Genomic DNA, 25,310 nt, shown 5'->3' on the forward strand with positions numbered 1-25,310 from the left:
TCGCGCCGTGAGCTCCTACCTGTCCGAGAGCGAGCTGAAGCAGTTCGTGGACTCCCTGCCGACCCGCCGCCTCGCCGCGGAGGCCCTCATCCGCGACCCCGCGGGCCGGGTGCTGATCGTCGAGCCCAACTACAAGTCGGACTGGACCGTGCCCGGCGGCACCGTCGAGGCGGGGGAGGACCCGCGGACCGGGTGCTTCCGCGAGGTCGTCGAGGAGGTCGGCCTGCACCTGCCCGAGGGCCGGCTGCTCGTCGTCCACCACGGCGTGGCCATGGGGCTGTGGGGGGACTCGGTCTCCTTCGTCTACGACGGCGGCGTCATCGGCGCCGACACGCCCATCACGGTCCAGGAGGAGGAGCTGCTCAGCCACCGCTGGACCGCCCCCGCGGAGCTGGACCGGTACCTGCGGCCCGGGCTGGCCCGCCGGCTGCGGGCGGGGCTGGCGGCCCTCGAGGACGGGACCACGGCCGAGCTCGTCGACGGGCCCGGCTGAGCGGATCCGCGCCGCCGGGGACGCTCCCCGGACCCGTGGGGCGCCCCCGGCGACGGCGTAGCATGGGGCCATGACCTCACTCCCCGCCGACGACATCGCATCCCCCGCCTCCACGTGGGACCTGGTGCCCGCCACGGTGCTGTGCGCGACGGAGGCCACCGCGTCCGACGGCTCCGGGCTGCGGCCCACCTGCGAGGGGATGCGCAGGATCATCGCCCACCACCGCCTGATCAGCGCCTACGCCGAGGGCCCCCGCGCCACGCAGCTGATGTTCCTCGCCGACGCCGAGGGCCGGCTGGCGCAGGCCGCCGAGGACGGCTCCGTGGCGGCCGGGTGCACCCTCGACGAGTTCTCCGCGACGCTCGCGCGGATGACCGGCCAGCAGCTCCGGCCCGAGCACCCCGGGCTGCGCCGGGTGCTGCTCGTGCGCCTGGACGCGCCCGAGCTGCCCGTGCTGGCGGCCCTGTCCGGCACCGGGTTCACCGCGGTGTCCCGGCACGGCTGGTCCGTGGTGGTCTTCGACGCGGAGGTCGACTTCTGGGCCGTGCGCACCGGCCTCGCCGAGACCGCCGTGGCGCTGTCCTCGGACGGGGCCACCCGCTCCTTCGAGGTCCTGCTCGCCGGGGAGGACCCCGCGTCCGTCACCGAGCTCGAGGCCGCCGACGCCGTGTGCGCCCTCGAGTGGGGCCCCGAGTGGCTCCCCGCCGGCGGGGTGTCCGTCGAGGCCGAGGAGACGCCCGCCGCACGCTTCGAGCGCGATCTCGTCCGGCTGTGCTCCGGCGGCACCTCGGACCTGCAGATCGAGTCCGTGGCCTCCGTCTTCGACCTCGACCCGGCCGAGACCAACCGGCTGCGCAACTACGTGCTGGGGGAGTCCACCGACCTGGTCCTGGAGTCCGTCCTGCAGCTGCTGGGCCTGCCCGTGCTGGCCGCCAAGGTCGTGGAGGGCCGCCGGGAGCTCGCGGGGACCGAGGGCGCCGAGCACTACGAGCCCGCGGGCGTGGGCTCGGCCCTGCTGCGGGGGATGACCATCGAGCCCACCGGGGACGGGCTCCTCGCGCGGTACCAGCGGGCCCTCGTCCGCCGCCCGGAGCTCCTGCTGGCCGTCGCGGGCACCGAGACCGCCCTCGGGGTGGGGCTCGCCGGGGCGGCCCGGCGCGGCGGGGCCGGGGCGCGCGTGCTCGGCACCCTCTCCGCGGCGCTGCTCGCGGACGCCGCCGCGGAGAGCGCCTACTACGCCGCCCTGCGCGGCGCGCGCCGCCGCCGGAGCGAGGAGCAGCTCCCGGCCGCCGGGACGGCGGAGCGGCTCCCGGAGGCGCCCCCCGCCCCGGGCTCGCGAGCACGGCTGCGCCGCTTCTTCGGCCTGCACCGCGGCTGAGCCCCCGGCGCGGGATCCCCCGCGGGGCGGAGTTCCGCGCCCGCGGCCGCGGGCTACCGTGGGTGGCGTGCACATCCCACCCGCCACGGACCCGGACGACGGGCCGGAGACCACCCCGGCCGCCGGCCGGCGCGCCCCGCTCGCGTCCCGCGTCACGGCCTGGCTGAACGACCCCGAGGACCCGTTCTGGTCCCGGCCCGCGCCCACGGCGGCCCAGCGGCGCAACGACGTGCTGGCCGCCCTGGGCTTCCTGCTGGTCGCGCTGCTGGCCTCCGTGCTGGTGCACAGCTACGCGGGGCTCGCGGACGGGGACGAGCCCTGGCGGTTCTACCTCAGCACCGTGCTCATCGTGGTGCCCCTCGCCCTGCGCCGGCGCTTCCCGCTGCCGGTCGTGGTCGCGTCCTCCGCGCTGTTCCTGGGCCTGACCTACGCCAGCCCCACGGCGGCCATGACGCTGTCCTTCCAGGGCGCCTACTTCGCGGCCCTCTACGCCGCCGTCGCCTGGTCGCGCGACCGCCAGGCCCTGTGGGTCGCGATGTCCGTGGTCGTGGGGACCATGGGCCTGTGGCTGCTCGGCGCCTTCACCGTCACCAACGCCTACGCGGACTTCCTCACCGGCCTGGGCGAGGTCGACGGGCCGCTGCCCCAGCTGCCGTCCTACGCGGTGTTCACGCTGCTCGTGAACGCCGTGTACTTCGGCGGGGCGGTGCTCGCCGGGCGCGCGTCCTGGCGGGCCGCGCTGCAGCAGCACCGCCTCGCCGCGCAGGCGCAGCGGATCCGGGAGCAGTCCCAGGAGATCGCCCGCCGCGCCGTCGTCGACGAGCGGCTGCGCATCGCCCGGGAGCTGCACGACGTCGTCGCCCACCACGTGTCCGTGATCGGCATCCAGGCCGGTGCCGCGCGCAAGGTCCTGAGCCGTGACCCGGCCGCCGCCACCACCGCGCTGCGCACCATCGAGGCGTCCAGCCGGACCGCGGTGGGGGAGATGCGCCAGCTGCTCGGGGTGCTGCGCGCCGAGGGCGAGGACGGCCCCCCGGGGCCAGGCCGGGGCACGTCCGCCGCGGCGCGGCGGCCCGACCCCGGCCTGGCCGACATCGCCGCCCTCGCCCGGCTGCACGCCGACAACGGGCTCGCGGTGGACGTCCGGCTGGTCGAGGACGTCCCCGGTGACCTGGACCGGATCCCGCCGGCCCTCGGCCTGTCGGCCTTCCGGTGCGCCCAGGAGTCCCTGTCCAACGTGATCCGCCACTCGACGGCCACCACGGCGTCCGTCACCCTGCGCACCGGCCGCGGCCCGCAGGGGCCGTGGTTCGAGCTCGAGGTGCTCGACGACGGCTCGGCCCGCCCCGGCACCGCCGGCACCGGCTTCGGCCTCCAGGGGCTGCGCGAGCGCGTCCGCCTGCACGGCGGGGAGGCGGAGATCGGGCCGCGGACGGGCCGGCCCGGCTGGCGGGTCCGCACCCGGTGCCCCCTGCCCCCCGGCGGCACCGGCACGGGAGCCGCCGAGCCCGACGTCCGCGCCCCCGTCCGCGCCGCTGCCCGGGACACCGGCGGAAGTCTGCGAGGATCGGGGGCATGATCCGCGTCCTGCTCGCCGACGACCACGCCCTCGTGCGCTCCGGCTTCGCCATGGTCCTGTCCGTGGAGGACGACATCGAGGTCGTCGCCCAGGCCTCCGACGGCGCGGAGGCCGTCGCCGCCGCCCGCGACGAGGCCGTGGACGTCGCCCTGCTCGACGTGCAGATGCCCGTCATGGACGGCATCGAGGCCACCCGCCGGATCGTCGGAACGGGGTGCGCCAAGGTCGTGATCGTCACCACGTTCGACCGCGAGGACTACCTCTTCGACGCGCTCGCCGCGGGGGCCAGCGGGTTCCTGCTCAAGAACGCGGACCCGGACGACCTGGTGGAGGCCGTGCGTGCCGTCGCGGGGGGCCACGCGCTGCTCGCCCCCGAGGCCACGCTGCGCGTGATCCGGGCCCTGACCACGGACGCGCCGGCCCCGGCGCCCGTCCCGGAGGCCGCTCCCGCACCGCCCGGCCCCGCGCAGCGGCGGATCCTCGACTCCCTCACCGAGCGGGAGCACGAGGTGCTGCTGCTCGTCTCGGACGGGCTCTCCAACGCCGAGATCGCCCAGCGGCTGTACCTCGGGCCCGCCACCGTCAAGACCCACGTGTCCAACATCCTCGCCAAGACGGGCTCCCGGGACCGGGTCCAGGCCGTCGTCTTCGCCCACCGGGCGGGCCTGGTCGGCTGAGCCGGCTCCGCCCCGCGGCGGAGGCCACCGGGCGGAGCCCGGCCCCGGGGGCGCACGCCCTCCGCCCGGGTGGGGATTCCCCGGGGCCCCGGCCTTCGTAGGCTGGAGGACGAGCCACCCGCCGGGCGGCCGCGCCGGCCGAGAGGACCCCGGGCCCATGAGCACCAGCACCGCACCCGCGGCGACCACCACCCGCTTCCGGGGCCGCCCCGGGGGACACGTCCTGGAGGCGCGGGGGCTGAGCCGGTCCTTCGGGGGCCGGGCCGTGGTCCAGGACGTCTCCTTCCGGGTGGAGCCCGGCCGGATGACCGGATTCGTCGGCGCGAACGGCGCGGGCAAGACCACGACCCTGCGGATGCTGATGGGCGTGCTGCGGGTCTCCTCGGGTGAGGTCCTGTGGGACGGTCGACCGGCCACCGCGGCGGACCGGGCCGGCTTCGGCTACATGCCCGAGGAGCGGGGGCTCTACCCCAAGCAGCCCGTCCTCGACCAGCTCGGCTACCTCGGCCGGCTCCACGGGATGGACCGCGGCGACGCCCTCGCGCAGGCCGGACGGCTGCTGGAGCGCTTCGGCCTGGCCGCGCGCGGAAAGGACAGGCTGGAGTCCCTCTCGCTCGGCAACCAGCAGCGGGTGCAGGTCGCCGCCGCGCTCCTGCACGGGCCCGCCGCCCTGATGCTGGACGAGCCGTTCTCCGGCCTGGACCCCGTGGCCGTGGACTCCATGGTCGAGCTGCTGCGCGAGCACACGGCCCAGGGGGTGCCCGTGCTCTTCTCGAGCCACCAGCTCGACCTCGTCGACCGGCTCTGCGACTCCCTGGTCGTGCTCTCCGGCGGCCGGGTCCTGGCCGCCGGCCCGGCCGACGAGCTGCGCCGCACCGGCACGCGCCGGCACCGGCTGCGCTGCGAGCAGGACGCCGGCTGGGTGCGGGACGTGCGGGGCGTGCGCGTGGTCGACGTCGACGGCCCGGCCGCGGTGCTCGAGCTCGAGGACGCGGATGCCCGCCGCCGCGTGCTCGAGGCGGCCGTGCCCCGCGGACTCCTGGAGTTCGCCGAGATCGTCCCCTCCCTGGCCGACGTCTACCGCGAGGTCACCCGATGAGCCCCCGCCCGCCCGCGGCCCGCCCGTGGTGGATCGTCACGGCCCGCGAGATCTCCGTGAAGCTGCACGACCGGTCCTTCCTGCTCTCCACGGTGGTCACGGTGCTCCTCGTGGCCGGCTCGATCGCCGGCTCCGCCCTGCTCGGCGGCCGCGCCGCCGACCACGTGCTGGCCACTGCGGCCCCCGAGGCCGGGCCCGTCGCGGCACGGGCCGCGCAGGCGCTCGCCGACAGTGGGGACGACACCCTCACGGTGCACTCTGCGCACTCCCGGGACGCGGCCCGCCGGGCGGTGGCCGACGAGTCCGCCGACGCCGCGCTGCTGCGGGGCCTCGACGGGTGGACGGTGGTCGGCAAGGACGACGTCGACCCCGGGCTCGCCCGGGCGCTCGAGCAGGCGGTGGCCGAGGAGACCCTCGCGGCCAACGCCCGGGCGGCGGGGACGACCGCCGAGGAGCTGACCGCGGGCGCCGAGGTGCGCACCGAGCTGCTCTCCGGCGGGCAGGACCGCGGCCCCGTGCGGCTCGTCATGGGCTTCGTCTTCGCCTTCCTGTTCTACCTGGCCGCGATCCTGTTCGGCATGGCCATCGCCAACTCGGTGCTCGAGGAGAAGCAGAACCGGGTCGTCGAGATCCTGGCCACCGCCGTCCCGGTCCGGCAGCTGCTCTACGGCAAGGTGCTCGGCAGCTGCCTGCTCGCCTTCGGGCAGCTCGGGCTCTACGCCGCGGTCGGCCTCGTCGGGGTCAACGTCACGGGGGCCGCCGCGGACGTCGGCTGGGTCCTCGCCGCCTCCGGCTGGTTCGTCGCCTTCTTCGTGGCGGGCTTCGCCGCGCAGGCCTGCGTCTGGGCCGTCCTCGGCTCGCTGGCCTCCCGCTCCGAGGACCTCCAGACGAGCAGCGGGCCGATCCTGACCGTGCTCGTCGGCGCCCTCCTCGTCGGCCTCTACGCCGAGGGGGCGTGGCTCACGGCCGCGTCCTTCGTGCCCGTCGTCTCCTCGGTGGCCATGCCCGTCCGGATGCTGGCCGGCGGCGTGGCCTGGTGGCAGCCCGTGCTGTCCCTCGCGCTCGCCCTCGCCGCGGCCTGGGTGCTGCTGCGCCTGGGGGAGCGGATCTACCGGCGTGCCGTGTTCCAGGGCGGGCGCTCCCTCACGTGGCGGGAGGCCTCGCGGCTCGAGCAGTGACCGGGTGCGCGCCGTGGTGCCCCGGACTTGACGGCGTCTGGCATACTGGATGGGTACTCGATGCGTGCGGTCCCTCTCGCCGCACGTTTCTCGTGTCCACAGAACCCCTGTGACCGGCCCGCCCCACGGGAGCGAGACCAGGGCGTTCACCTCATCCAAGAACCAGGAGAGTCCACACCAGTGGCTGTTAAGATCCGTCTCAAGCGCATGGGCAAGATGCGCGATCCCCGTTACCGCGTCGTCGTCGTCGACTCCCGCAAGAAGCGCGACGGCCGCGTCATCGAGGAGATCGGCAAGTACCACCCGACCGAGCACCCCTCCTACATCGAGGTCGTCTCGGACCGGGCCCAGTACTGGCTCGGCGTCGGCGCCCAGCCGTCCGAGGCCGTCGCCGCGATCCTGAAGGTGACCGGCGACCTGCAGCGGTTCAAGGGCGAGGAGGGCGCCGAGGGCACCCTCCGGCAGCCCGAGCCCAAGAGCGAGTTCGTGGCCCCGGACAAGGGCTCCGTGATCGTCCCCGAGGCCATCACCCCCAAGGGCGAGAAGGCCGCGCCGGCCGCCCCGGGTGCCGAGTCCGACGACGCCCCCGCGGCTGACGCCGAGAAGGCCGAGTAGTCATGCTCGCCGACGCGTTGGAGCACCTGGTCCGCGGCATCGTGGACAGCCCCGATGACGTCGACGTCCGTGTCAAGAGCGGGCGCCGGTCGGAGACCCTCGAGGTCCGGGTGCACCCGGACGACCTCGGGCGGGTCATCGGCCGCCAGGGCCGCACGGCCAAGGCGCTGCGCACCGTCGTGGGCGCGCTCGCCGAGGACGGCCCGGTCCGGATCGACGTCGTCGACACCGACCGCACCCGCTGAGGCGCGCACCGGGCGCCCCGGCGACCGGTCCCGCCGACCGCACGGTCCCCGCATCCGCACCGGATGCGGGGACCGTCGGCTTTGCGGCCCCCGCCGGCCGCCACCGCACCCCGTTCCCGCGGCCACCCGGCCGCCGACCCCCAGGAGCACCATGAAGGTCCAGGTCGCCCGCGTCGGCAAGCCCCACGGCATCCGGGGGGAGGTCACCGTGCAGCTGTTCACCGACGCCCCGGAGGAGCGCTTCGCCCCCGGGGCCCGGCTGCTGCTCGAGCCGTCCGTCCCCCTCGCCCCCGCGGGCGAGGTCACCGTGCGCGGGGCGCGCTGGAACAAGGCCGTGCTCGTCGTGGCCCTCGAGGAGGTCCCCGACCGCAACGGGGCCGAGACCCTGCGCGGCGCCCGGCTCTTCGCCGAGGCGCCGGAGGAGGACCCCGGGTCCGACGAGTGGTACGAGCACGAACTGGTCGACCTCGAGGTGCGCACCGGGCCGGAGGACGGCTCGGGGCCGCGGATCGGGGTGGTCACCGGGCTGCGCACCCTGCCGGTCCAGGACCTGCTGGAGATCGAGCTCGACGAGGACCGGCGCGAGGCCGTGCTCCCCTTCGTCGAGGAGATCGTGCCGGTCGTCGACCCCGAGGGCGGCTTCGTCGTGGTGACCCCGCCGCCGGGGCTGCTCGAGCTCGGCCGCGAGGGGGGACCGGCCGACGCCGCCGAGCACGACGGCGACGGGACCGGGGGCGGGGACGCCGGCGCCGGGGCGCCGGAGGGCGGGCGCTGATGCGCATCGACGTCGTCAGCATCTTCCCCGAGTACCTCTCGGCCCTCGAGCTCTCGCTCATCGGCAAGGCCCGGCGGCAGGGCCTCCTCGAGCTGACCGTGACGGACCTGCGCGAGCACACGACCGACCGGCACCGCACCGTGGACGACACCCCCTACGGCGGCGGGGCCGGGATGGTCATGAAGCCGGAGCCGTGGGCCGCGGCGCTCGGCGCCGTCCTCGAGCGCAGCCCGGCCCCGGCCGCCGGCCCCGAGGCCGGCGGCGAGCGTCCGGTGCTGGTCGTCCCGTCCCCGGCCGGCGCGGTCTTCACCCAGGCCACCGCCCGCGAGCTGGCCCTGCGCGAGCACCTCGTGTTCGCCTGCGGGCGCTACGAGGGCATCGACGAGCGCGTCGTCGACTGGTCCCGCGAGCACTTCGACGTCCGTCCCACGAGCCTCGGCGACTACGTCCTCAACGGCGGCGAGGTCGCCGTGCTGGCCATGGTCGAGGCCATCGGGCGGCTCGTGCCCGGCGTGGTCGGCAACCCCGAGTCCCTCGTGGAGGAGTCCCACGCCGACGGCCTGCTGGAGTACCCGGTCTACACCAAGCCCGCCCTGTGGCGGGACCGGCCGGTCCCCGAGGTCCTGCTCTCGGGCCACCACGGCCGGATCGCGCGCTGGCGGCGGGACCGCCAGCTGCAGCGGACCGCCGCCCGCCGCCCCGACCTCCTCGCCTCCCTCGACCCCGCGGGCCTGGACCGCGCGGACCGCGCCGTCCTCGCCGAGGCCGGCTGGACCGTCTCGGGTGCTCGCCTGGTGCGCGCCGGGGACGACGCCCCCGGGGAACCTGTGGCATAATGTTCAGCTGTGTGTCTGCTGGGCACGCCCCTGCCGCAGGGGGATGAGCGACCAACAGCCGGACACCCGGGAACCCCGCACGGGGCCCGTCACCACGTCTTGCGGATCCCGCACCCGGTCCGGGCACCCGCCCGCCGCCACGGATCCGTGCCGACCCACGTGAGCGACCTGCGGCGTTCACCAGGAGAGCCACCATGAACATTCTCGACCAGCTCGACGCCAAGTCCCTGCGCAGCGACGTCCCCGACTTCCGGCCGGGCGACACCCTCAACGTGCACGTCAACATCGTCGAGGGCAACCGCTCCCGTGTGCAGGTCTTCAAGGGCTTCGTCCTCGGCCGCCAGGGCGCCGGCGTGCACGAGACCTTCACCGTCCGCAAGGTCTCCTTCGGCGTGGGCGTGGAGCGCACCTTCCCGGTGCACTCCCCGGTCATCGAGAAGATCGAGGTCGTCACCCGCGGCGACGTCCGGCGCGCGAAGCTCTACTACATGCGCGACCGCCACGGCAAGGCCGCCCGCATCCGCGAGAAGCGCGACAACACCACGGCCAAGTCCTCGAAGTCGGGCAAGGCCGTCAAGTCCGGCAGGTCCGGCAAGTAGGACGCCGCGCGTCCGTGTCCACCGGAACCCGCGCACGGGACCCCCGCGCCACCGGGTCCCACGCCGTGCGGCGAGAACGCCAGCCCCGAGCTCGGGGCTGGCGTTCCGTCGTCCTCGCCCTCCTGGCGGCCGTGCTGGTCACCGGGCTGCTGCGCGCCGTCGTCGTCGACGTCTACTGGATCGGCTCGGACTCGATGCAGCCCACCGTCGAACCGGGGGACCGGGTGCTCGTCGGCAAGCTCGTCGACACGACGGAGCTCGAACGGGGCGACCTCGTGGTCTTCGACGGGCGGGGCAGCTTCGCCCCGCTGCGCAGCGACGACCCGTGGCCCGTGCAGGCCCTGCAGACCCTCGGTCGGTGGAGCGGGCTCACCGGCTCGGACAGCGTGTACCTCAAGCGGGTCGTCGGCGCCCCCGGGGACACCGTGGCCTGCTGCGGTCCCGGCGGCCGTCTCGAGGTCGACGGCGAGGAGATCACCGAGGACTACGTCCTGGACGGCGACCGCCCCAGCGAGGTCGAGTTCTCCGTGGTGGTCCCCGAGGGCCGTCTCTGGCTGATGGGCGACCACCGTTCGGCCTCCGTGGACTCGCGCCATCTGCTCGGCGCGCCCGGTGGCGGACTGGTCCGAGCGGATAAGGTCATCGGAGAACCCCTTGCTGTTCTGTGGCCCTGGGACCGGGCCGGGCAGCTCTGACGCGATCCGCACGGATCCGGATCCGGACGCCCACCGGCGTCCGCCCAGGAAGGACGAAGCCAGTGGCCGACAGGACCCAGCCCGCCGGCGACGGCGTGCCCCAGGAGAACCCCGGCGACGCCGCCGTTCCCGTCCCGGCGGCGTCCACGGCCGGCGCGGAGCGCTCCGCGGCCCCCGCCGACGGCCCCGAGGACGCACCGGAGCCCGTGTCCCGGCGCGAAGGCCGCCGTGCGGCGGGCAGGCGCGCCCGCAAGCAGCGCCCCGACACGTTGTGGGGCTCGGTGCGGGAGATCCTCCTCGTGCTGGTCTGGGCCGTGCTGATCGCCTTCGTCGTGAAGACCCTGCTGGTGCGGGGCTTCTACATCCCCTCCGGCTCGATGGAGAACACGCTCCAGCTCAACGACCGCATCTTCGTCAACGTGGTCGAGCCCACGTTCGGGCCCCTCGAGCGCGGCGACATCGTCGTGTTCGAGGACGCGAAGGGCTGGCTGCCCCCCCAGCCCGACAGCGGCGGCGGGCCCACCGACGCCGTCTACGACGCCCTGGCCTTCGTGGGCGTGCTGCCCGACCGCACGGACCAGCACCTGATCAAGCGGGTCATCGGGGTCGGGGGAGACACCGTCGCCTGCTGCGACGCCTCGGGCCGGGTCACGGTCAACGGGGAGGCCCTCGAGGAGCGGGACGCCTACCTCTACCCCGGGTCCGCGCCCTCGGAGCTCGAGTTCGAGGTGCAGGTCCCCGAGAACCACTACTTCGTCCTGGGCGACCACCGGGACGCGTCCGCCGACGCCCGCGTCCACCTGGCGGAGATCGCGGAGAACGGCGCCTTCATCAGCCACGACGACGTCGTGGGCACCGCGTTCGTCATCGCCTGGCCGCTCGACCGGTTCCAGCTGCTGCAGAACCCGGGCGAGGTCTTCGCGGACGTCCCGGACCGGTCCGCCGGTGGCTCCTGAGCCCCGGCGGGTCCGGCGCACGGCGCCGCCGCGGGGCCGGCCTCCCGGGCTCGCCGCCGAACGGTCCCTGGCGGGGCCGGACGGGCGCCTCGTGGGCGGGATGGACGAGGTGGGCCGCGGGGCGCTCGCCGGACCGGTCACCGCCGGAGTGGTCGTCCTGCGCCCCGGCACCGAGCGCGGCGTGCCCGGGCTGCGGGACAGCAAGCTGCTCAGCCCCGCCCGGCGCGAGGCGCTCGTGCCGCGCATCCTCGAGTGGTGCGCGGCCGGCGGGGTCGGCCACGCCTCGCCGCAGGAGATCGACGGGCTCGGCCTGACGGCAGCGCTGCGCCTCGCCGGGCGCCGGGCGATCGCGGCGGCCGCGCAGCGGGGCGCGCTGCCCGACGTCGTGCTCCTGGACGGCGGCCACGACTGGCTCTCCGGACCCGGTGCGGGCACGCTGTTCGACGGCGTCGACGGCGTCGATGTACACCCCGGTTCCGGCCCCGGTCCCGCGGGGGCGGGGGCCCGGGCGCCCGTGTGGGCGGGGACGGTCGTGACCCGCGTCAAGGCGGACCTGGCGTGCGCGTCCGTCGCCGCGGCGAGCGTGCTGGCGAAGGTGGAGCGGGACCGGATCATGGGCGAGCTCGCGGACGGATGGCCGCAGTACGGTTGGGAGAGCAACAAGGGCTACGGCGCCGAGCGGCACCGGCGGGCCCTCGAGGAGCACGGGGCCACGCCCCACCACCGGCTGAGCTGGCGCCTGACGCCGGCCGCGGCCGGCCCGAGCAGGACCGGAGAGGGGACGACATGAGCGCCGAAGAGCTCGAGAACTTCGAGACGGACCTCGAGCTGCAGCTGTACCGCGAGTACCGGGACGTCGCGGGGCTCTTCCAGTTCGTGGTGGAGACGGACCGGCGCTTCTACCTGGCCAACTCCGTCCGGATCGAGCCGGTCGAGACGAAGAACGGGCTCTACTTCGATGTCGAGCTCAAGGACGCGTGGGTGTGGGACGTCTACCGCTCGGCCCGGTTCGTCAAGCACGTGCACGTGATGAGCTTCAAGGACGTCAACGTCGAGGAGCTCGCGCACACGGACCCGTTCCCGGTGCCCGGCGCCCCCGGACCCGCGGACCCCCCGGCCCCCTGATCCGCCCTGCACACGGCGCCGCCGGACCCGCGGCCTCCTGAGACCCGCCCTGCACACGGTGCCGCCGGACCCGCGGATCCCGCCGCCTCCTGACCCGCCCTGCACACGGCGCGCCGGCCGCCGCGGCCGGCCGCCGGCGCGGCCCACCATGGGAGCCCGGCCCGGCTCCTGCCGGGGCCCGTCGGGAGGGAGGCGACCCGTGTCCGAGGAGCTGGGAGCGCGCGGCGAGCGGCTGGCGGCGGCGCACCTCGAGGCACGGGGCTACCGCGTGCTGGCGCGCAACTGGCGCGCCGTCCCGTCCCGGGACGGCCTGCGCGGCGAGGCCGACCTCGTCGCGGAGCACGACGGACGGGTGGTCGTCGTCGAGGTGAAGACGCGCTCGAGCCTGCGTTACGGGCATCCGCTGGAGTCCATTACGCGGCAGAAGATCGTGCGCCTGCACCGCCTGGCGGCCGCCTGGGCCCGGGCCCACGGCCGCGACCCCCAAGTGATCAGGGTCGATGCTGTTGCAATTACTTTCGCACACGACGGGGTGCCGGAGATCGAGGTCCTGCGGCAGATCCAATGAGACGCGCCGCGCCGCGGCCCGCGTGACATGCCTCGTGGGACGTGCCAATGTTGGACCGTCGATGACCGGGAGAACGACGGAGGTGTGCTGTGGTCGCTGCGGGACCGCTCGCCGCTCCACGACGCGCCGCGGCCCTCGCGGCAGCTGTCGCGCTGACCGCCACGGGGTGCGGCGTGCTGAAGGCCTCCGAGCCCGAGGCGATCGCGCAGCCGGGCACCGTCACCACCGCGCCGAGCGGTCTCAGCCCGGGTCCCTACGCCCTCACCACCGAGGAGGGCGCGGTCATCACCTTCGACCTGCCCACGGTGCCGGCCCCGGACGACGAGGTCGAGCAGCTGCGGCAGGACCTGCACGTGGAGCCGGTGACGTACGTCGAGATGCACATCGACAACACCGAGGGCACGCGCACCGTGCAGATCGACGACCTCAAGGTGATCAGCCACGAGGGCGGCCAGTTCCCGTTCGAGCCGGCCGCCGAGGTCCTGTCCGACTGGGACCCGAACCGCTCCGGGGAGGGCGGCTTCTGGACGGCCGACGGCTCGCTGCTGGAGCCCGGGGAAGGGGCCCGGCTCGACGTCCGCACGCACGAGCTGATCGCCCAGTACACCGGTGCCGTCCCCGCCGGCAGCACCGGCCGCGAGCTCATGATCGGCGACTTCGAGAGTCTGCCGCGCAGCTTCGACGACGTCGAGCTGTCCCCGTACCCGAACGACCGGGCCCTCGATCCCGCCCCCGTGGGGCACGGTCCGGAGCAGCGCCAGTTCCGGGCGGGCGTGCCGAGCTCCGCGCCCCGGGAACGGCTCGAGGCGGAGCCGGCCCCGGCAGCCCCGGCGGCCCCGGAACCTGCCCGGCCGGCCGCGCAGCCGCCGGCGGCACCTGCCACGGCGGAGCCCGCCCCGGTCCCCGGCGCCGAGCCCGTGTACGAGCCGGACTGCTCGGACCCGTCCCAGCCGTCCGGGCCCGCCCAGCAGGCGGCCTGGAGCACGGCCTGCGCCCCCGTGGCCGAGCCGACGGCGGGTCCGGCACCGCCGCCCGCGCAGCAGCCCACGGCCGAGCCGACGCCCACGCCGTCCCCCGCTCCCACGACCGCCCAGCCGCCGGTGGACACGATCCCGCCCGCCGGGAACAACGACACCGGCGGGGGCGCGACCCCGGACCCGGACGGCAACGGTGCCACCGCCGGCGCGACGGCCTCGCCCTCGCCGAGCCCCACCGGACGCCGGAACTGGCCGCCGAGCCCGTCCCCGACGCCCACCCCGGCACCCACGGCCGCGACCGTGGCCCCGACGACCGCTCCGTCGACCACCGCTCCGTCGACCACCGCTCCGTCGACCACCGCTCCGTCGACCACCGCCACGGCGGAACCCTCGCTCCCCAGCGGGACCGAGCAGGTCTGATCCGGCGCTGCTGTCCACTGCCGGGCGTGCAGGGCTGACGCTCGGCGTCCGGGCCGCCCAGCATGGGAACCAGGAGGTTCCCCATGCACCGTCGCCGTGACGTCCCGTCCACCGCCCCAGCCCGCCGCCCACCGGGCCCGTCCGCACGCACCGCGGGGGTGCGCTGATGGGCTTCGCGCGCACGTGGGCCGTGGCCCTGGTCGGGCTCGACGGGTCGATGGTGGAGGTCGAGGCGGACATCGGCCAGACCCTCCCGGCGTTCTCCATCGTGGGCCTGCCGGACGCGGCGCTCAACGAGGCCAGGGAACGGCTGCGGGCAGCGGCGCGCAACAGCGGGATGCCGCTGAGCCCCCGCAAGCTCACGGTCAACCTGACCCCGGCGACCCTGCCCAAGCGCGGGTCCCTCTTCGACCTCGCCATCGTGATGAGCGCCCTGCAGGCCGCCGGGGGCGTGCCCCCGACGGGGCGGACCGTCTTCCTCGCGGAGCTGGGGCTCGACGGGGCGCTGCGGCCCGTGCGCGGCATCCTGCCGGCCGTCATGGCGGCGGTGCGCGCGGGGCACGAGCGGATCGTCGTGCCGGCGGCGAACGCCGCGGAGGCGGGACTGGTCCCCGGCGCCCGGGTGCAGGGGTTCGGCTGCCTCGCCGAGGTGCTCGCCGCCGCCGGAGCCGATCCTGCGGGACTGCGCCGGCCCGCACCGGCCGGGCCCGGTCCGGGCGCGCCGGGCGCTGCGGGGGCCGACGGGGCCGGGACGGCTCGTGCCGGGACGGACCCCGTCCCGCACGCCGCGCCCGACCTCGCCGACGTCGCCGGACAGGCCGACGGCCGGCTGGCCCTGGAGATCGCCGCCGCGGGAGGGCACCACCTGCTCATGGTCGGCCCGCCCGGGTCCGGCAAGACGATGCTCGCCGAGCGGCTCCCCGGGCTGCTCCCGGACCTCGAGGACGACGCCGCGATGGAGGTCACGGCCGTCCACTCGCTCGACGGGGCCGCCGGGCGGTGCACCGCCCTGATCCGCCGGCCGCCGTTCGAGGCCCCGCACCACACGGCCTCGGCGGCCGCCCTGTTCGGGGGCGGGGCCGGCATCCCGCGGCCCGGCGCGGCTTCCCGGGCGCACCGCGGCGTCCTCTTCCTCGACGAGGCCCCCGAGTTCGACCGCGGGGTGATCGACGCACTGCGCCAGCCCCTCGAGAACGGCCGGGTCACGATCGACCGGTCCGCGGCCTCGGCGGTCTACCCCGCCCGCTTCCAGCTGGTGCTCGCCGCGAACCCCTGTCCGTGCGGTCGCTCCGGGGGACACGGCGCCGACTGCACGTGCACCCCGCGGGTCCGCCGCGGCTACTTCGGCAAGCTGAGCGGACCGCTGCTGGACCGGGTGGACCTGCAGATCTCCGTCCCCAAGGTGTCCTACGGCGAGCTCGCCGCCGGGGCCGGGCAGGGGGAGACCACCGCGGAGGTCGCCGTGCGCGTCACCCGCGCGCGGGCCGCGCAGGCGGAGCGCCTCCGCGGCCTGGGCCTGCGCACCAACGCCGAGCTCGGGGGCAGTCTCTTGCACGGTGCCCTGCGGCCGCCGCGCGCGGTCACCGCGCCGCTGGAGCGGGCGATGGACCGCGGCTCCCTGACCGCCCGCGGTCACCAGCGGGTGCTCCGGGTCGCCTGGACGCTGGCCGACCTCGAGGGCCGCGGCGCGCCCGTCCTGGACGACGTCGACACCGCGCTGTACTTCCGCTCCCTCGTGCCGGCCTGAGCGCCGCCGCGTCCGCCCCGCCCGAGACAGGAGGATCCCGCCGTGCACCCCACCCCGTCGGCTCCGCGCCCCGACCACGACCCGCTGCTGCTGGCCCGGGCCGGCCTGTCCCGGCTCGTGGAGCCCACGGACCCCACCGCGATGCTGCTCCTGGCGGCGCTCGGACCGGTCGCCGCGCTCGAGATCGCCACCGGAGCACGCCCCATCGGGGCAGCGGAGCACCCGGTGTTCGTCCGGGCCGCGGCGGAGGCCGGCTACGGTCCCCGGCAGGTCGACCTCCGGCGCGCCCTGGCCCGCTGGGGACCCCGGGCGGCGGAGCTCGACCCCGTCGAGGACCTGGCGGCGGCCACGCGGGCCGGGGCGTGGTTCGCGGTCCCCGAGGACCCCGACTGGCCCGCGGCGCTCGGCGATCTGGGCCTGTTCCGGCCGGTGGGCCTGTGGGGCCGCGGCGACCGGCGGCTCCTCGGGTTCCCCGCCGCCCGAGCCGTCGCCGTCGTCGGCTCCCGCGACTGCTCGACCTACGGCCGGCACGTGGCCCTGGACCTCGCGGGCGCCCTGGCCGCCCGCGGCTGGACGGTCGTCTCCGGCGGCGCCCACGGCGTCGACGAGGCCGCGCACTCCGCCGCGCTGGCCACCGGCACCGCGCACCCCGCCACGGTCTCGGTCATGGCGTGCGGGATCGACCGCCTCTACCCGCCCGGCAACCGGGAGCTGCTCCGCCGGGTCGAGGACGCCGGCCTGCTCCTGGCCGAGGTCGCCCCCGGCTGCACACCCAGCCGGTACCGCTTCCTCCAGCGCAACCGGATCATCGCCGCCCTCTCGGCCGGCACGGTGGTGGTCGAGGCACGATGGCGCTCGGGCGCCCAGAACACCGCGCACCACGCCGACGGGCTGAGCCGTCCCGTGGGCGCGGTGCCCGGCAGCGTCCACGCCGACACCTCCGCAGGGTGTCACCGGCTGGTGCGGGAGGGCACCGCCGTCCTGGTGACGGACGTCGACGAGGTGCTCGAGCTGGTCCAGCCGATCGGCACGGCAGCGGTCCCGGACCGCCCCGGCCCCGTCTCCGTCGTCGACGGGCTCCCGGACCGCGACCGCGTGCTCCTCGACGCCCTGCCCCTGACGTCGCCCAGCCGCCCGGACCACCTGTCCCGCGTCGCCGGGCTGTCCGTCCGCGAGGTGCTGGGCGGACTGCGCCGGCTCGAGGAGCGCGGCCTGGCGGAGGGATCGGGGCAGGGCTGGCGCCGCCGTCGCTAGACTCGCCCCATGACCTCGGACGCCGCCCCGCTGCCCACGGCCGTGGTCCGCGCCCTGGAGCGGTACGCGGACCACCTGGTGCACGAGCTGGCCCGCAGCCCCAGCACCGTGCAGGCCTACACGGGCGACCTCCGAGCACTCTTCGGCTGGCTGCACGCCCGGCACGGGGTGGCGGCGCCGGCCGCCGTGGACCTGGACATGCTCCGGGCGTGGCTGGCCGCCCGGCACGCCGAGGGGGCGGGCCGGGCGTCCATGGCCCGCTGGACGGCGTCCGTCCGCGGGTTCTTCGGCTGGGCCGCCGCCACGGGCCTCGTGGGCACCGATCCCAGCCTGCGGCTCGTGGCCCCCCGGCGCCGGCGCCACCTCCCGGACGTCGTGCCCGCCGACGGGCTGCGGGAGCTGCTCGACGACCTCGCGGCGCGCTCCACCGCGCCCGGGACCAGTGGACCGGAGGCCGCGCTCGCCGCCCGGGACCGCGCCCTCCTCGAGCTGCTGTACGCCACCGGGGCCCGGGTGGGCGAGCTCACCGGCGCCGACGTCGACGACGTCGACCGCTCCCGGCGCGTGCTCAGGGTGCTCGGCAAGGGCGACAAGGAGCGCACGGTGCCCTTCGGCGGACCCGCGGACGAGGCGCTGGGGCTCTGGCTGGCCCGGCGGCCGGTCCTCGCGGGCCCGGGCAGCGGGCCGGCGCTGTTCCTCGGCTCCCGGGGCGGGCGCATCGACGCCCGGCAGGTCCGGCGGGTCGTGGAGCGCGAGCTCGGCGCCGTCGCCGACACCGCCGCGCGGGGTCCCCACGCCCTGCGGCACTCGGCGGCTACGCACCTCGTGGACGGCGGCGCGGACCTGCGCACGGTGCAGGAGCTGCTGGGCCACGCGTCCGTGGCGACCACCCAGATCTACACGCACGTGTCCGTGGACCGCCTCGGCTCCGTCTACCGCCAGGCCCACCCCCGGGCCTGACGTGCGCTCGGGCGCGGATCCCGGGGACAGCACGGGACCCCGGGTTGACGCCCGTGGAATGTTTGCAGTTGAATGAGTGGCGTATTGTACTCGACGTCCCGGACACGGCAACGGGCACGGCACCGGCCGGAACGACGGGTGCGGCACCGGTGCGACCGGGCGCCGCGCGGGCCTCGAATCCCCGCGGCGGCACGGGAGGCCGGACAACAGCATCGTCCGGGTGCGGCACGCCCGCCGCGACCCGGCGGGTGGGACCGCTTCCGTGCAGGGCGTTGGGGAAGACGTACCTACACGACGGAGGAACAGGTCATGTCTTCACCCACCACGCGCGGAGTGCTCTACGTGCACTCGGCTCCGCGAGCCCTGTGCCCGCACATCCAGTGGGCGCTGGAGTCGGTCGCGCGCCAGCGCACCGAGCTCGAGTGGACCCAGCAGAACGCCGAGCCCGGCTCCGTGCGCGCCGAGCTGGAGTGGTCGGGGCCGGCCGGGACCGGCGCCCTGCTCGCCTCGGCGCTGCGCACGATGGGCCGCCTCCGGTTCGAGGTCACCGAGAACCCGTGCCGCGGTCACGACGGCGCCCGCTGGTCCTTCACCCCGGAGCTCGGGATCTTCCACGCGACCACCGACGCCGCCGGCAACATCATGGTCTCCGAGGACCGGATCCGCTACGCCTACGAGACGGCGGCCGGCAATCCGCTGCTCGTCGTCAACGAGCTGTCCCTGGCCCTGGGCGAGGCCTGGGACGAGGAGCTCGAGCCGTTCCGGCACGCCGCGGAGGGCGCCCCGGTGCGCTGGCTGCACCGCGTCGGCTGAGCCGCCACGGTCCCGCCCCGCCTCCGGGGGACGGGGGCCGCCACGCGCGAAGGGCCGTCCCGCGAGCAGCGGGACGGCCCTTCGCGCGCGTTCCGGAGGTTCCGCGGGGCGGGCGCTCAGACGGTGCGGAACGCGGCGACCGCGTTGTGGCCGCCGAAGCCGAAGGAGTTGGACACGGCCACGAAGTCGCCGGACGGAAGGCCGCGGGCGTCGGTGACGACGTCGAGGTCGATCTCCGGGTCCTGGTTCTCCAGGTTGATGGTGCACGGCGCGGTGCGGTGGTGCACGGCGAGCACGGTGAGCACGGCCTCCACGGCGCCCGAGCCGCCCAGGATGTGGCCGGTCATCGACTTGGTCGCCGAGACGCACATGTCGTCCACCGCCGAGCCGAACGCGCGGCGCAGCGCACCGGCCTCGGGGGCGTCGCCCTTGGGCGTCGAGGTCGCGTGGGCGTTGACGTGCCGGACGTCGGCCGGGCCGAACTCCCCGGTCTCCATGGCCTCCTCGAGGGCACGGGCCGCGCCGCGGCCCTCCTCGTCGGGCGCGGTGATGTGGTAGGCGTCCGAGGTGAGCCCGGCGCCGGCGAGCTCGGCGTAGACCCGTGCGCCGCGGGCGCGGGCGTGCTCCTCCGACTCGAGGACCACGGCGCCGGCGCCCTCGCCCATCACGAACCCGTCACGGGCGGTGTCGTAGGGGCGGGACGCGCGCTCGGGCTCGTCGTTGCGCTTGGACAGCGCCTGCATCGAGGAGAACGCCGCGATGGTGACGGGGTGGATGGCGGACTCGGCGCCGCCGACCACCACGAGGTCCGCCTTGCCGGAGCGGATGAGGTTCATGCCCTGGTAGAAGGCCTCCGTGCCGGAGGCGCACGCCGAGACGGGCGTGATGGACGCGGCGCGGGCCTTGAGGTCCATGCCGACGGCCGCCGCGTTGCCGTTGGGCATGAGCATCGGGACCGTGAGGGGCATGACGCGCCGGGCGCCGCGCTTCTGGAGGGTGTCGTAGGCGTCCAGCAGGGTCCAGACCCCGCCGATGCCGGTGCCGAAGGCCACGGCGAAGCGGTCCGGATCGACCTCGGCGGAGCTCTCGGCGTTGTGGCCGGAGAAGCCGGCGTCGGCCCACGCCTCCCGGGCGGCGATGACGGACAGCTGCCCGGAGGGGTCCAGGCGCTTGGCCTCGACCCGGGGGAGCACCTCGCTGGCGGGCGTCGAGACGGGCGCGGCGATCCGCACGCCCAGATCGTAGGTGTCCACCCAGTCGTGCTCGATGGCTCTGACACCGGAGACGCCCGTGGTGGCGCTGCGCCACAGCTCGGGGACGGTGCCACCGATCGGGGTGGTGGCACCGAGACCGGTGACGACTACTTTGCGGGTCATGACTGCACTTCCTCGTGTCCTGGGGTGAAGCGGGGGCGGCCCGCCCGGTCGCGGGTCGGTGCGGCGCGGCGGATCCTGCGGTCCGCCGCGCCGCGCACCGACCGGCCGGATCAGGCCTGGGCGTTGTCGATGAAGTTGACGGCGTCCTCGACGGTCTTCAGGTTCTTGACCTCTTCGTCGGGGATCGTGACGTCGAACTTCTCCTCGGCGTTGACCACGATGGTCATCATGGAGATGGAGTCGATGTCGAGGTCCTCGGTGAAGGACTTGTCCAGCTGGACGGCCTCGGTCTCGAGACCGGTCTCCTCGTTGACGATCTCGGCCAGGCCGGTCAGGATCTCTTCTTTGCTCGCCATGGTGGCTTCCTTTCTCTGCGGCTGCCGGAGCAGCCGGTGGTGACGGGCGCCCCCGGGCAGGTGCCGGGTGCATCTGTGCCGGTCAGGCCGTGAGGGCCCGGCCGGGGGACTACGGGTGTGCGGTTCAACCCTACGACGACTCGCAGGGCCCCGCGGCGGCACCGACACGTGGATCGGCCCCGGGAGGGCGGCCCGCGTGCCGGCGGGGCTCAGGGGAGGACGACGACCTGGGCGCCGTAGACGAGGCCGGCGCCGAAGCCGATCTGCAGGGCCAGCTTCCCGGACAGCTCCGGGTGCTCGGCGAGCAGCCGGTGCGTCGCCAGCGGCACGGACGCGGCGGACGTGTTGCCGGCGTCGGCGATGTCCCGGGCGATGACCACGGACTCGGGGAGCTTGAGCGTCTTGGCCATCTGGTCGATGATCCGCATGTTCGCCTGGTGGGGGATGAAGGCGCTCAGGTCCTCGGGCGCCACCCCGGCCACGTCCATGGCCTCCTGCGCGCGCTTGGCGACCTCCCACGAGGCCCAGCGGAAGACCGTCTGGCCGTCCTGGCGCAGGGTCGGCCAGAGGGTGGCGTCCTCGCCCATCTCGCCGGTCTCCGGGTCGACGAGGTCGGGCGACGGGGTGCGCTCCCGGCCCTGCTCCACCGCCCGGACGTCCGTGAGCGGGTGCGTCATCCGGATGGCGTCCCACTTCGATCCGTCGGAGCCCCACACGGAGGGACCGATCCCGGGGGTCTCGGACGGGCCGATCACCACGGCGCCGGCGCCGTCCCCGAGCAGGAACGAGATGGAGCGCTCGCTGTTGTCGATGACGTCGGAGAGCTTCTCCACGCCGATCACCAGGACGTACTCGGCGGCTCCCGAGCGCACGAGGGCGTCGGCCTGGGCGATGCCGTAGCAGTAGCCCGCGCAGGCGGCCGAGATGTCGAAGGCGGGCGCCGGGGTGGCGCCCAGGCGGTCGGCCAGGGCCGCAGCGGCGGAGGGGGTGAGATAGGGGAAGGAGATCGTGGAGACGATCACGGCCCCGAGCTGCGAGGCCTCGATGCCGGCGGCCTTCAGCGCCTCGCGGGCGGCGTGCTCGGACATGTCGAGCACGCTCACGTCCTCGGCGGCCCGGTGCCGGGTCCTGATGCCGGTGCGCTGCTGGATCCACTCGTCCGAGGACTCGATCCACTGGCAGACGTCGTCGTTGGTCACGACCACGTCCGGTCGGTAGACGCCCAGGCCGAGGATCCGGGAGTGCGCGTTGGTCTGTTGCTGCTTCAGGGTCACCACAGGGGTCGTTGCTCCTTCGTGCGGCCGGGCGCGGCGGACGGGCCGGCTGGGCGGGGCGGAACGGCTGCTCCGGCCTCGGGACGGGCGGCGCACGCGGTGCGCGCGCGGACGTCAGTCAAGAATACTCCTGGCCTGCTCCAGCTCCGCCGCGGAGTTCACGGCGAGGGCCGGGACGCCCTTGAGGCCGCGCTTGGCCAGGCCCACGAGGGTGCCCGCCGGGGGCAGCTCGACCAGCTGCTCGACGCCGCGCTCCTGGAGCGTGCGGGTGCACAGGTCCCAGCGCACCGGCCGGCAGACCTGGGCCACGAGCGCCTCGAGGTTCGCGGCGCCGCCGGCCACGGGCTCGCCGTCGGCGTTGGAGAGCAGGGGGTGCACGGGGTCGGCCGGCGAGAGCCGGGGGACGAGCTCGCGCAGGGGCTCCAGGGCGGGGGCCATGTGCTCGGTGTGGAAGGCGCCGGCCACCTTGAGCGGGATCACCCGGGCGCGGGCCGGAGGGTGCTCCGCGAGGGCGGCCAGCTGCTCGAGGGTGCCGGCGGCGACGGTCTGTCCGCCCCCGTTGGCGTTGGCGGCGGTCAGGCCCGCGGCCTCGATGGCGGCGAGGACCTCGTCCTCCTTGCCGCCGAGCACCGCGCTCATGCCGGTCGGCACGGCCGCGGCCGCCTCGGCCATGGCGTTGGCCCGGGTGCGGACGAAGGCCATGGCATCGGCCTCGGTGAGGGCGCCGGCCAGGGCGGAGGCGGTGATCTCACCGACCGAGTGCCCCGCGAAGAGGAGGTCGTCCCGCCCGGGACCGATCCGGTCGCCGAGCAGCCGGCCCGCCACGAGACCTGCGGCCACGATGAGGGGCTGGGCCACCGCGGTGTCCTTGATGGTGTCCTCGTCGGCCTCGGTGCCGAAGTGCACGAGGTCGAGCCCGGCGGCCTCGCCCAGCTCCTCGAGGTGGGCGCGCACGCCGTCGAGGGCGAGCCATTCGGTGAGGAAGCCGGGTTTCTGGGAGCCCTGTCCGGGGCAGACGATCGCGATCACCGCTCCAGCTTCGCAAGGATGCGCCCCCGCGCGGGGGCCCGGAGGGCACGAAGCCCGGCGGCAGTGTTTGTAGGGAAGCTACAAGACGGGTCCCACGGCGGGGGTGGACGTGTCGATGGGCGCGCACGAGTCCGCGAGCCGGCCCGCCACGAGGGCGCAGTGCAGCACGAACGCGTCGCGGGGGACGAGGGGGTCCCAGCCGGTGAGGTCGCTGATCCGGCGCAGCCGGTAGCGCACCGTGTTGGCGTGCACGAACAGCTCCCGGGCGGTGGCCTCCAGGGAGTGGCCCACCGAGACGTAGGCGGAGAGCGTCTCCACGAGCCCGGTCGCGGACCGGGTCAGCGGGCGGTACACGGACTCGACCATCGCCGTGCGCGCGTTCTCGTCCCCGGCCATGGCCCGCTCGGGCCACAGGTCCTCGGAGTGCACGGGACGGGGCGCCGCGGGCCAGGCCGGCGCCACGGACAGCGCGGCATGGGCGAGCCGGGCGGAACGGCCGGCCGCGAAGACCGTGGGGGCCTCCGGGCCGTAGGCGACCGGTCCGGGCCCGAAGGCCGCCGTCAGCTTCTCGAGGGCGAGGTCCCGGTCGGACAGCCCGCCGAGGATGAGCACGAGCCGGTCGCCCTGGATGGAGACGAGGGAGTCCTGCGCGTAGCGCCCGGCCAGCCGCCGCAGCCGGGCCACGGTGGACGGACCGGCGGCCTCGGGCGCGGAGCCCGTGAGCACGGTGACCGGCCCGGACGAGACCCAGCCCAGGGCCGCCACGCGGGAGCGCAGGGAGTCGGAGTGCTCCCCCCGGAGGATCCCGTCGACCACGAGGGACTCGAGCCGGGCGTCCCACGAGCCGCGGTTCTCGGCGGCGCGGGCGTAGACGTCGGCGGCGGCGAAGGCGATCTCCCGCGAGTAGCGCAGCACGGCCTCCCGCAGCGCGGCCTCGTCGTGGTGCTTGGCGAGCTCCGGGACCTTCTCCTCCACGACGTCCACCACGATCCGCAGCAGCTGGAGGGCGTGCTGGAGGGAGATGGAGCGGGTCAGGTCCGTGGGCGCGCCCCGGAAGACCTGGGTGAGCACCCACAGGGGCTCCTCCGGGTCCTCGTACCAGCGCACGAACGAGGAGATGCCGCGCTGGGCCACGAGACCCAGCTCGGAGCGCTCGTCGGCGCGCAGCTCCTCGAACCAGCCGAGGTCCGTCTCGAGGCGGCGGGTCGCGACCGTGGAGATCGCGCCCAGGTTCGCCTTGAGGTTCTCGAGCGTGCGCGGGTGCGGCGGGGCGACGGGACGGGAGCGGTCCGTGGCGCGCCTGCGCGAGGGGCGCAGCCAGCGCGTCGTGGAGTTCCCGTCCTGTCCTGCCATGCCTCCGAGCTTAGAGCACCGGGTCGCCGCGTCCGGACCCGGCCACGACGACGGCGCCCCGCCCACCCGGACTCGGGTGGACGGGGCGCCGTGGTGCGCCGGGGGCAGCGCTCAGGCGTCGCCGCCCGCGTTGCCGGAGGTGCCGGCGGTGACGTCGTTCAGGGCGTACTTCTCGATCGCCTCACCGGGGGCGCGCCAGTCGACCTCGCCGCGCTTGGCGAGCATCTCCAGGGCACGGACCACCATGGAGTGGGAGTCGATCTTGAAGTGCCGGCGGGCGCCGGCGCGGGTGTCCGAGAAGCCGAAGCTGTCGGCGCCCAGGGACGCGAACTCGTTCGGGACGAACTGGCGGATCTTGTCCGGCAGGTCCGCGCTGAAGTCCGAGACGGCCACGACCGGGCCCGTGGCCCCGGCCAGCTGCTGGGCCACGAACGGGGTCCGGGTGCCGTCGCCGGGGTTGAGGAACGCCTCCTTCTCGGCGGCCAGGCCGTCGCGGCGCAGCTCCACCCAGGAGGTCACCGACCAGACGTCGGCGGAGACGCCCCAGTCCTCGGCGAGCAGCTTCTGCGCCTCGAGGGCCCACGGCACGGCCACGCCGGAGGCGAGAAGCTGCGCGCGGGGCCCCTCGTTCTCGGCGGGCTTGAGCAGGTAGATGCCCTTGACGATGCCCTCGACGTCCACGCCCTCCGGCTCGGCCGGCTGCTGGTACGGCTCGTTGTAGACCGTCAGGTAGTACATGACGTTGTGGTCCTCGTCGCCCGTGCCGTACATGTGCTCGAGGCCGCGCCGCACGATGTGGGCGATCTCGTAGCCGTAGGCCGGGTCGTAGGAGACCACCGCCGGGTTGGTCGCGGCCAGCAGCGGGGAGTGGCCGTCGGCGTGCTGGAGGCCCTCGCCGGTGAGCGTGGTGCGCCCGGCGGTGGCCCCGATGAT

General features: G+C 75.6%; 27 protein-coding genes. 21 read left to right on the plus strand and 6 right to left on the minus strand.

Annotation, left to right across the window (positions count from 1 at the left end):
- The first annotated feature begins 7 nt into the window (after positions 1 to 7).
- The 21 genes from RCG67_RS09100 to RCG67_RS09200 all read left to right on the plus strand — a co-directional run bounded on the left by RCG67_RS09100 (position 8) and on the right by RCG67_RS09200 (position 18,989).
- On the plus strand, positions 8 to 493 hold the full coding sequence (locus RCG67_RS09100) for an NUDIX domain-containing protein (protein ID WP_368825811.1): 486 nt from the start codon (positions 8 to 10) through the stop codon (positions 491 to 493).
- A gap of 70 nt (positions 494 to 563) precedes the next feature.
- Positions 564 to 1,871: a hypothetical protein gene (locus RCG67_RS09105; RefSeq protein WP_368825812.1), complete on the plus strand. Its 1,308-nt coding sequence runs from the start codon at positions 564 to 566 to the stop codon at positions 1,869 to 1,871.
- Positions 1,872 to 1,938: 67 nt separating this feature from the next.
- On the plus strand, positions 1,939 to 3,450 hold the full coding sequence (locus tag RCG67_RS09110) for a sensor histidine kinase (RefSeq protein WP_368825813.1): 1,512 nt from the start codon (positions 1,939 to 1,941) through the stop codon (positions 3,448 to 3,450).
- Entirely contained in the window at positions 3,447 to 4,127 is a 681-nt protein-coding gene (locus RCG67_RS09115) for a response regulator (protein ID WP_368825814.1), read from the plus strand. The genes RCG67_RS09110 and RCG67_RS09115 overlap by 4 nt, the downstream gene beginning before the upstream one ends.
- A gap of 157 nt (positions 4,128 to 4,284) precedes the next feature.
- On the plus strand, positions 4,285 to 5,226 hold the full coding sequence (locus RCG67_RS09120) for an ABC transporter ATP-binding protein (RefSeq protein WP_368825815.1): 942 nt from the start codon (positions 4,285 to 4,287) through the stop codon (positions 5,224 to 5,226).
- Positions 5,223 to 6,404 (plus strand): ABC transporter permease, encoded by a 1,182-nt coding sequence (locus RCG67_RS09125; RefSeq protein ID WP_368825816.1) that lies wholly within the window; start codon positions 5,223 to 5,225, stop codon positions 6,402 to 6,404. The genes RCG67_RS09120 and RCG67_RS09125 overlap by 4 nt, the downstream gene beginning before the upstream one ends.
- A gap of 180 nt (positions 6,405 to 6,584) precedes the next feature.
- Positions 6,585 to 7,019 carry a 30S ribosomal protein S16 gene (gene rpsP / locus RCG67_RS09130; RefSeq protein ID WP_058874613.1) on the plus strand — a complete coding sequence of 145 codons (435 nt, stop codon included), beginning with the start codon at positions 6,585 to 6,587 and terminating at the stop codon, positions 7,017 to 7,019.
- Between the two features lie 2 nt (positions 7,020 to 7,021).
- Entirely contained in the window at positions 7,022 to 7,264 is a 243-nt protein-coding gene (locus RCG67_RS09135) for an RNA-binding protein (protein ID WP_017833757.1), read from the plus strand.
- A gap of 151 nt (positions 7,265 to 7,415) precedes the next feature.
- Positions 7,416 to 8,039 carry a ribosome maturation factor RimM gene (gene rimM, locus RCG67_RS09140; protein WP_368825817.1) on the plus strand — a complete coding sequence of 208 codons (624 nt, stop codon included), beginning with the start codon at positions 7,416 to 7,418 and terminating at the stop codon, positions 8,037 to 8,039.
- A complete protein-coding gene (trmD, locus tag RCG67_RS09145; protein WP_368825818.1) occupies positions 8,039 to 8,875 on the plus strand; it encodes a tRNA (guanosine(37)-N1)-methyltransferase TrmD in 837 nt (278 codons plus the stop codon). The genes rimM and trmD overlap by 1 nt, the downstream gene beginning before the upstream one ends.
- Before the next feature lie 194 nt (positions 8,876 to 9,069).
- Positions 9,070 to 9,474 carry a 50S ribosomal protein L19 gene (rplS, locus tag RCG67_RS09150; protein ID WP_368825819.1) on the plus strand — a complete coding sequence of 135 codons (405 nt, stop codon included), beginning with the start codon at positions 9,070 to 9,072 and terminating at the stop codon, positions 9,472 to 9,474.
- 14 nt (positions 9,475 to 9,488) lie between these two features.
- Positions 9,489 to 10,169 carry a signal peptidase I gene (gene lepB / locus RCG67_RS09155; protein ID WP_368825820.1) on the plus strand — a complete coding sequence of 227 codons (681 nt, stop codon included), beginning with the start codon at positions 9,489 to 9,491 and terminating at the stop codon, positions 10,167 to 10,169.
- A gap of 62 nt (positions 10,170 to 10,231) precedes the next feature.
- The gene (gene lepB / locus RCG67_RS09160; protein WP_368825821.1) at positions 10,232 to 11,125 is read left to right on the plus strand and encodes a signal peptidase I; all 894 of its coding nucleotides are present in this window, start codon (positions 10,232 to 10,234) and stop codon (positions 11,123 to 11,125) included.
- On the plus strand, positions 11,115 to 11,915 hold the full coding sequence (gene rnhB / locus RCG67_RS09165) for a ribonuclease HII (RefSeq protein ID WP_368825822.1): 801 nt from the start codon (positions 11,115 to 11,117) through the stop codon (positions 11,913 to 11,915). Before lepB (RCG67_RS09160) ends, rnhB begins: the two co-directional genes overlap by 11 nt.
- A complete protein-coding gene (locus tag RCG67_RS09170; RefSeq protein WP_368825823.1) occupies positions 11,912 to 12,250 on the plus strand; it encodes a DUF2469 family protein in 339 nt (112 codons plus the stop codon). The genes rnhB and RCG67_RS09170 overlap by 4 nt, the downstream gene beginning before the upstream one ends.
- Before the next feature lie 199 nt (positions 12,251 to 12,449).
- Complete coding sequence (locus tag RCG67_RS09175) at positions 12,450 to 12,818, plus strand: YraN family protein (protein WP_368825824.1); 369 nt, start codon at positions 12,450 to 12,452, stop codon at positions 12,816 to 12,818.
- Between the two features lie 89 nt (positions 12,819 to 12,907).
- On the plus strand, positions 12,908 to 14,215 hold the full coding sequence (locus tag RCG67_RS09180; RefSeq protein ID WP_368825825.1) for a hypothetical protein: 1,308 nt from the start codon (positions 12,908 to 12,910) through the stop codon (positions 14,213 to 14,215).
- A gap of 166 nt (positions 14,216 to 14,381) precedes the next feature.
- A complete protein-coding gene (locus RCG67_RS09185) occupies positions 14,382 to 15,962 on the plus strand; it encodes a YifB family Mg chelatase-like AAA ATPase (protein WP_368825826.1) in 1,581 nt (526 codons plus the stop codon).
- 42 nt (positions 15,963 to 16,004) lie between these two features.
- Positions 16,005 to 17,216 (plus strand): DNA-processing protein DprA, encoded by a 1,212-nt coding sequence (gene dprA / locus RCG67_RS09190; RefSeq protein ID WP_368825827.1) that lies wholly within the window; start codon positions 16,005 to 16,007, stop codon positions 17,214 to 17,216.
- A 9-nt stretch (positions 17,217 to 17,225) separates the two neighbouring features.
- On the plus strand, positions 17,226 to 18,176 hold the full coding sequence (locus RCG67_RS09195; RefSeq protein ID WP_368825828.1) for a tyrosine recombinase XerC: 951 nt from the start codon (positions 17,226 to 17,228) through the stop codon (positions 18,174 to 18,176).
- A gap of 309 nt (positions 18,177 to 18,485) precedes the next feature.
- A complete protein-coding gene (locus RCG67_RS09200; protein ID WP_058874602.1) occupies positions 18,486 to 18,989 on the plus strand; it encodes a DUF3145 domain-containing protein in 504 nt (167 codons plus the stop codon).
- 116 nt (positions 18,990 to 19,105) lie between these two features.
- On the opposite strand, the gene RCG67_RS09205 is transcribed toward RCG67_RS09200, so the two are convergent.
- The 6 genes from RCG67_RS09205 to RCG67_RS09230 all read right to left on the minus strand — a co-directional run.
- Entirely contained in the window at positions 19,106 to 20,365 is a 1,260-nt protein-coding gene (locus RCG67_RS09205) for a beta-ketoacyl-[acyl-carrier-protein] synthase family protein (protein WP_368825829.1), read from the minus strand.
- 110 nt (positions 20,366 to 20,475) lie between these two features.
- Positions 20,476 to 20,721, minus strand: a complete 246-nt coding sequence (locus RCG67_RS09210; protein ID WP_017833742.1) for an acyl carrier protein — start codon at positions 20,719 to 20,721, stop codon at positions 20,476 to 20,478.
- Positions 20,722 to 20,930: 209 nt separating this feature from the next.
- Positions 20,931 to 21,998 carry a beta-ketoacyl-ACP synthase III gene (locus RCG67_RS09215; RefSeq protein WP_368825830.1) on the minus strand — a complete coding sequence of 356 codons (1,068 nt, stop codon included), beginning with the start codon at positions 21,996 to 21,998 and terminating at the stop codon, positions 20,931 to 20,933.
- A gap of 111 nt (positions 21,999 to 22,109) precedes the next feature.
- Positions 22,110 to 23,024 (minus strand): ACP S-malonyltransferase, encoded by a 915-nt coding sequence (locus tag RCG67_RS09220; protein ID WP_368825831.1) that lies wholly within the window; start codon positions 23,022 to 23,024, stop codon positions 22,110 to 22,112.
- A gap of 78 nt (positions 23,025 to 23,102) precedes the next feature.
- A complete protein-coding gene (locus RCG67_RS09225) occupies positions 23,103 to 24,377 on the minus strand; it encodes a PucR family transcriptional regulator (protein ID WP_368825832.1) in 1,275 nt (424 codons plus the stop codon).
- A 111-nt stretch (positions 24,378 to 24,488) separates the two neighbouring features.
- Positions 24,489 to 25,310, minus strand: an 822-nt coding sequence (locus RCG67_RS09230; RefSeq protein ID WP_438612654.1) for a transketolase-like TK C-terminal-containing protein, incomplete at its 5' end; no start/stop codon positions are given.

The sequence above is a fragment of the Kocuria cellulosilytica genome (assembly GCF_040981245.1).
Taxonomy (GTDB): domain Bacteria; phylum Actinomycetota; class Actinomycetes; order Actinomycetales; family Micrococcaceae; genus Kocuria; species Kocuria cellulosilytica.

Coding starts and splice junctions, on each gene's coding strand:
- RCG67_RS09225 (WP_368825832.1), bottom strand. CDS start 24,377: ATGGCAGGACAGGACGGGAACTCCACGACGCGCTGGCTGCGCCCCTCG.
- RCG67_RS09185 (WP_368825826.1), top strand. CDS start 14,382: ATGGGCTTCGCGCGCACGTGGGCCGTGGCCCTGGTCGGGCTCGACGGG.
- rplS (WP_368825819.1), top strand. CDS start 9,070: ATGAACATTCTCGACCAGCTCGACGCCAAGTCCCTGCGCAGCGACGTC.
- RCG67_RS09125 (WP_368825816.1), top strand. CDS start 5,223: ATGAGCCCCCGCCCGCCCGCGGCCCGCCCGTGGTGGATCGTCACGGCC.
- RCG67_RS09135 (WP_017833757.1), top strand. CDS start 7,022: ATGCTCGCCGACGCGTTGGAGCACCTGGTCCGCGGCATCGTGGACAGC.
- RCG67_RS09170 (WP_368825823.1), top strand. CDS start 11,912: ATGAGCGCCGAAGAGCTCGAGAACTTCGAGACGGACCTCGAGCTGCAG.
- RCG67_RS09205 (WP_368825829.1), bottom strand. CDS start 20,365: ATGACCCGCAAAGTAGTCGTCACCGGTCTCGGTGCCACCACCCCGATC.
- RCG67_RS09195 (WP_368825828.1), top strand. CDS start 17,226: ATGACCTCGGACGCCGCCCCGCTGCCCACGGCCGTGGTCCGCGCCCTG.
- RCG67_RS09120 (WP_368825815.1), top strand. CDS start 4,285: ATGAGCACCAGCACCGCACCCGCGGCGACCACCACCCGCTTCCGGGGC.
- RCG67_RS09210 (WP_017833742.1), bottom strand. CDS start 20,721: ATGGCGAGCAAAGAAGAGATCCTGACCGGCCTGGCCGAGATCGTCAAC.
- rimM (WP_368825817.1), top strand. CDS start 7,416: ATGAAGGTCCAGGTCGCCCGCGTCGGCAAGCCCCACGGCATCCGGGGG.
- trmD (WP_368825818.1), top strand. CDS start 8,039: ATGCGCATCGACGTCGTCAGCATCTTCCCCGAGTACCTCTCGGCCCTC.
- RCG67_RS09105 (WP_368825812.1), top strand. CDS start 564: ATGACCTCACTCCCCGCCGACGACATCGCATCCCCCGCCTCCACGTGG.
- RCG67_RS09115 (WP_368825814.1), top strand. CDS start 3,447: ATGATCCGCGTCCTGCTCGCCGACGACCACGCCCTCGTGCGCTCCGGC.
- RCG67_RS09200 (WP_058874602.1), top strand. CDS start 18,486: ATGTCTTCACCCACCACGCGCGGAGTGCTCTACGTGCACTCGGCTCCG.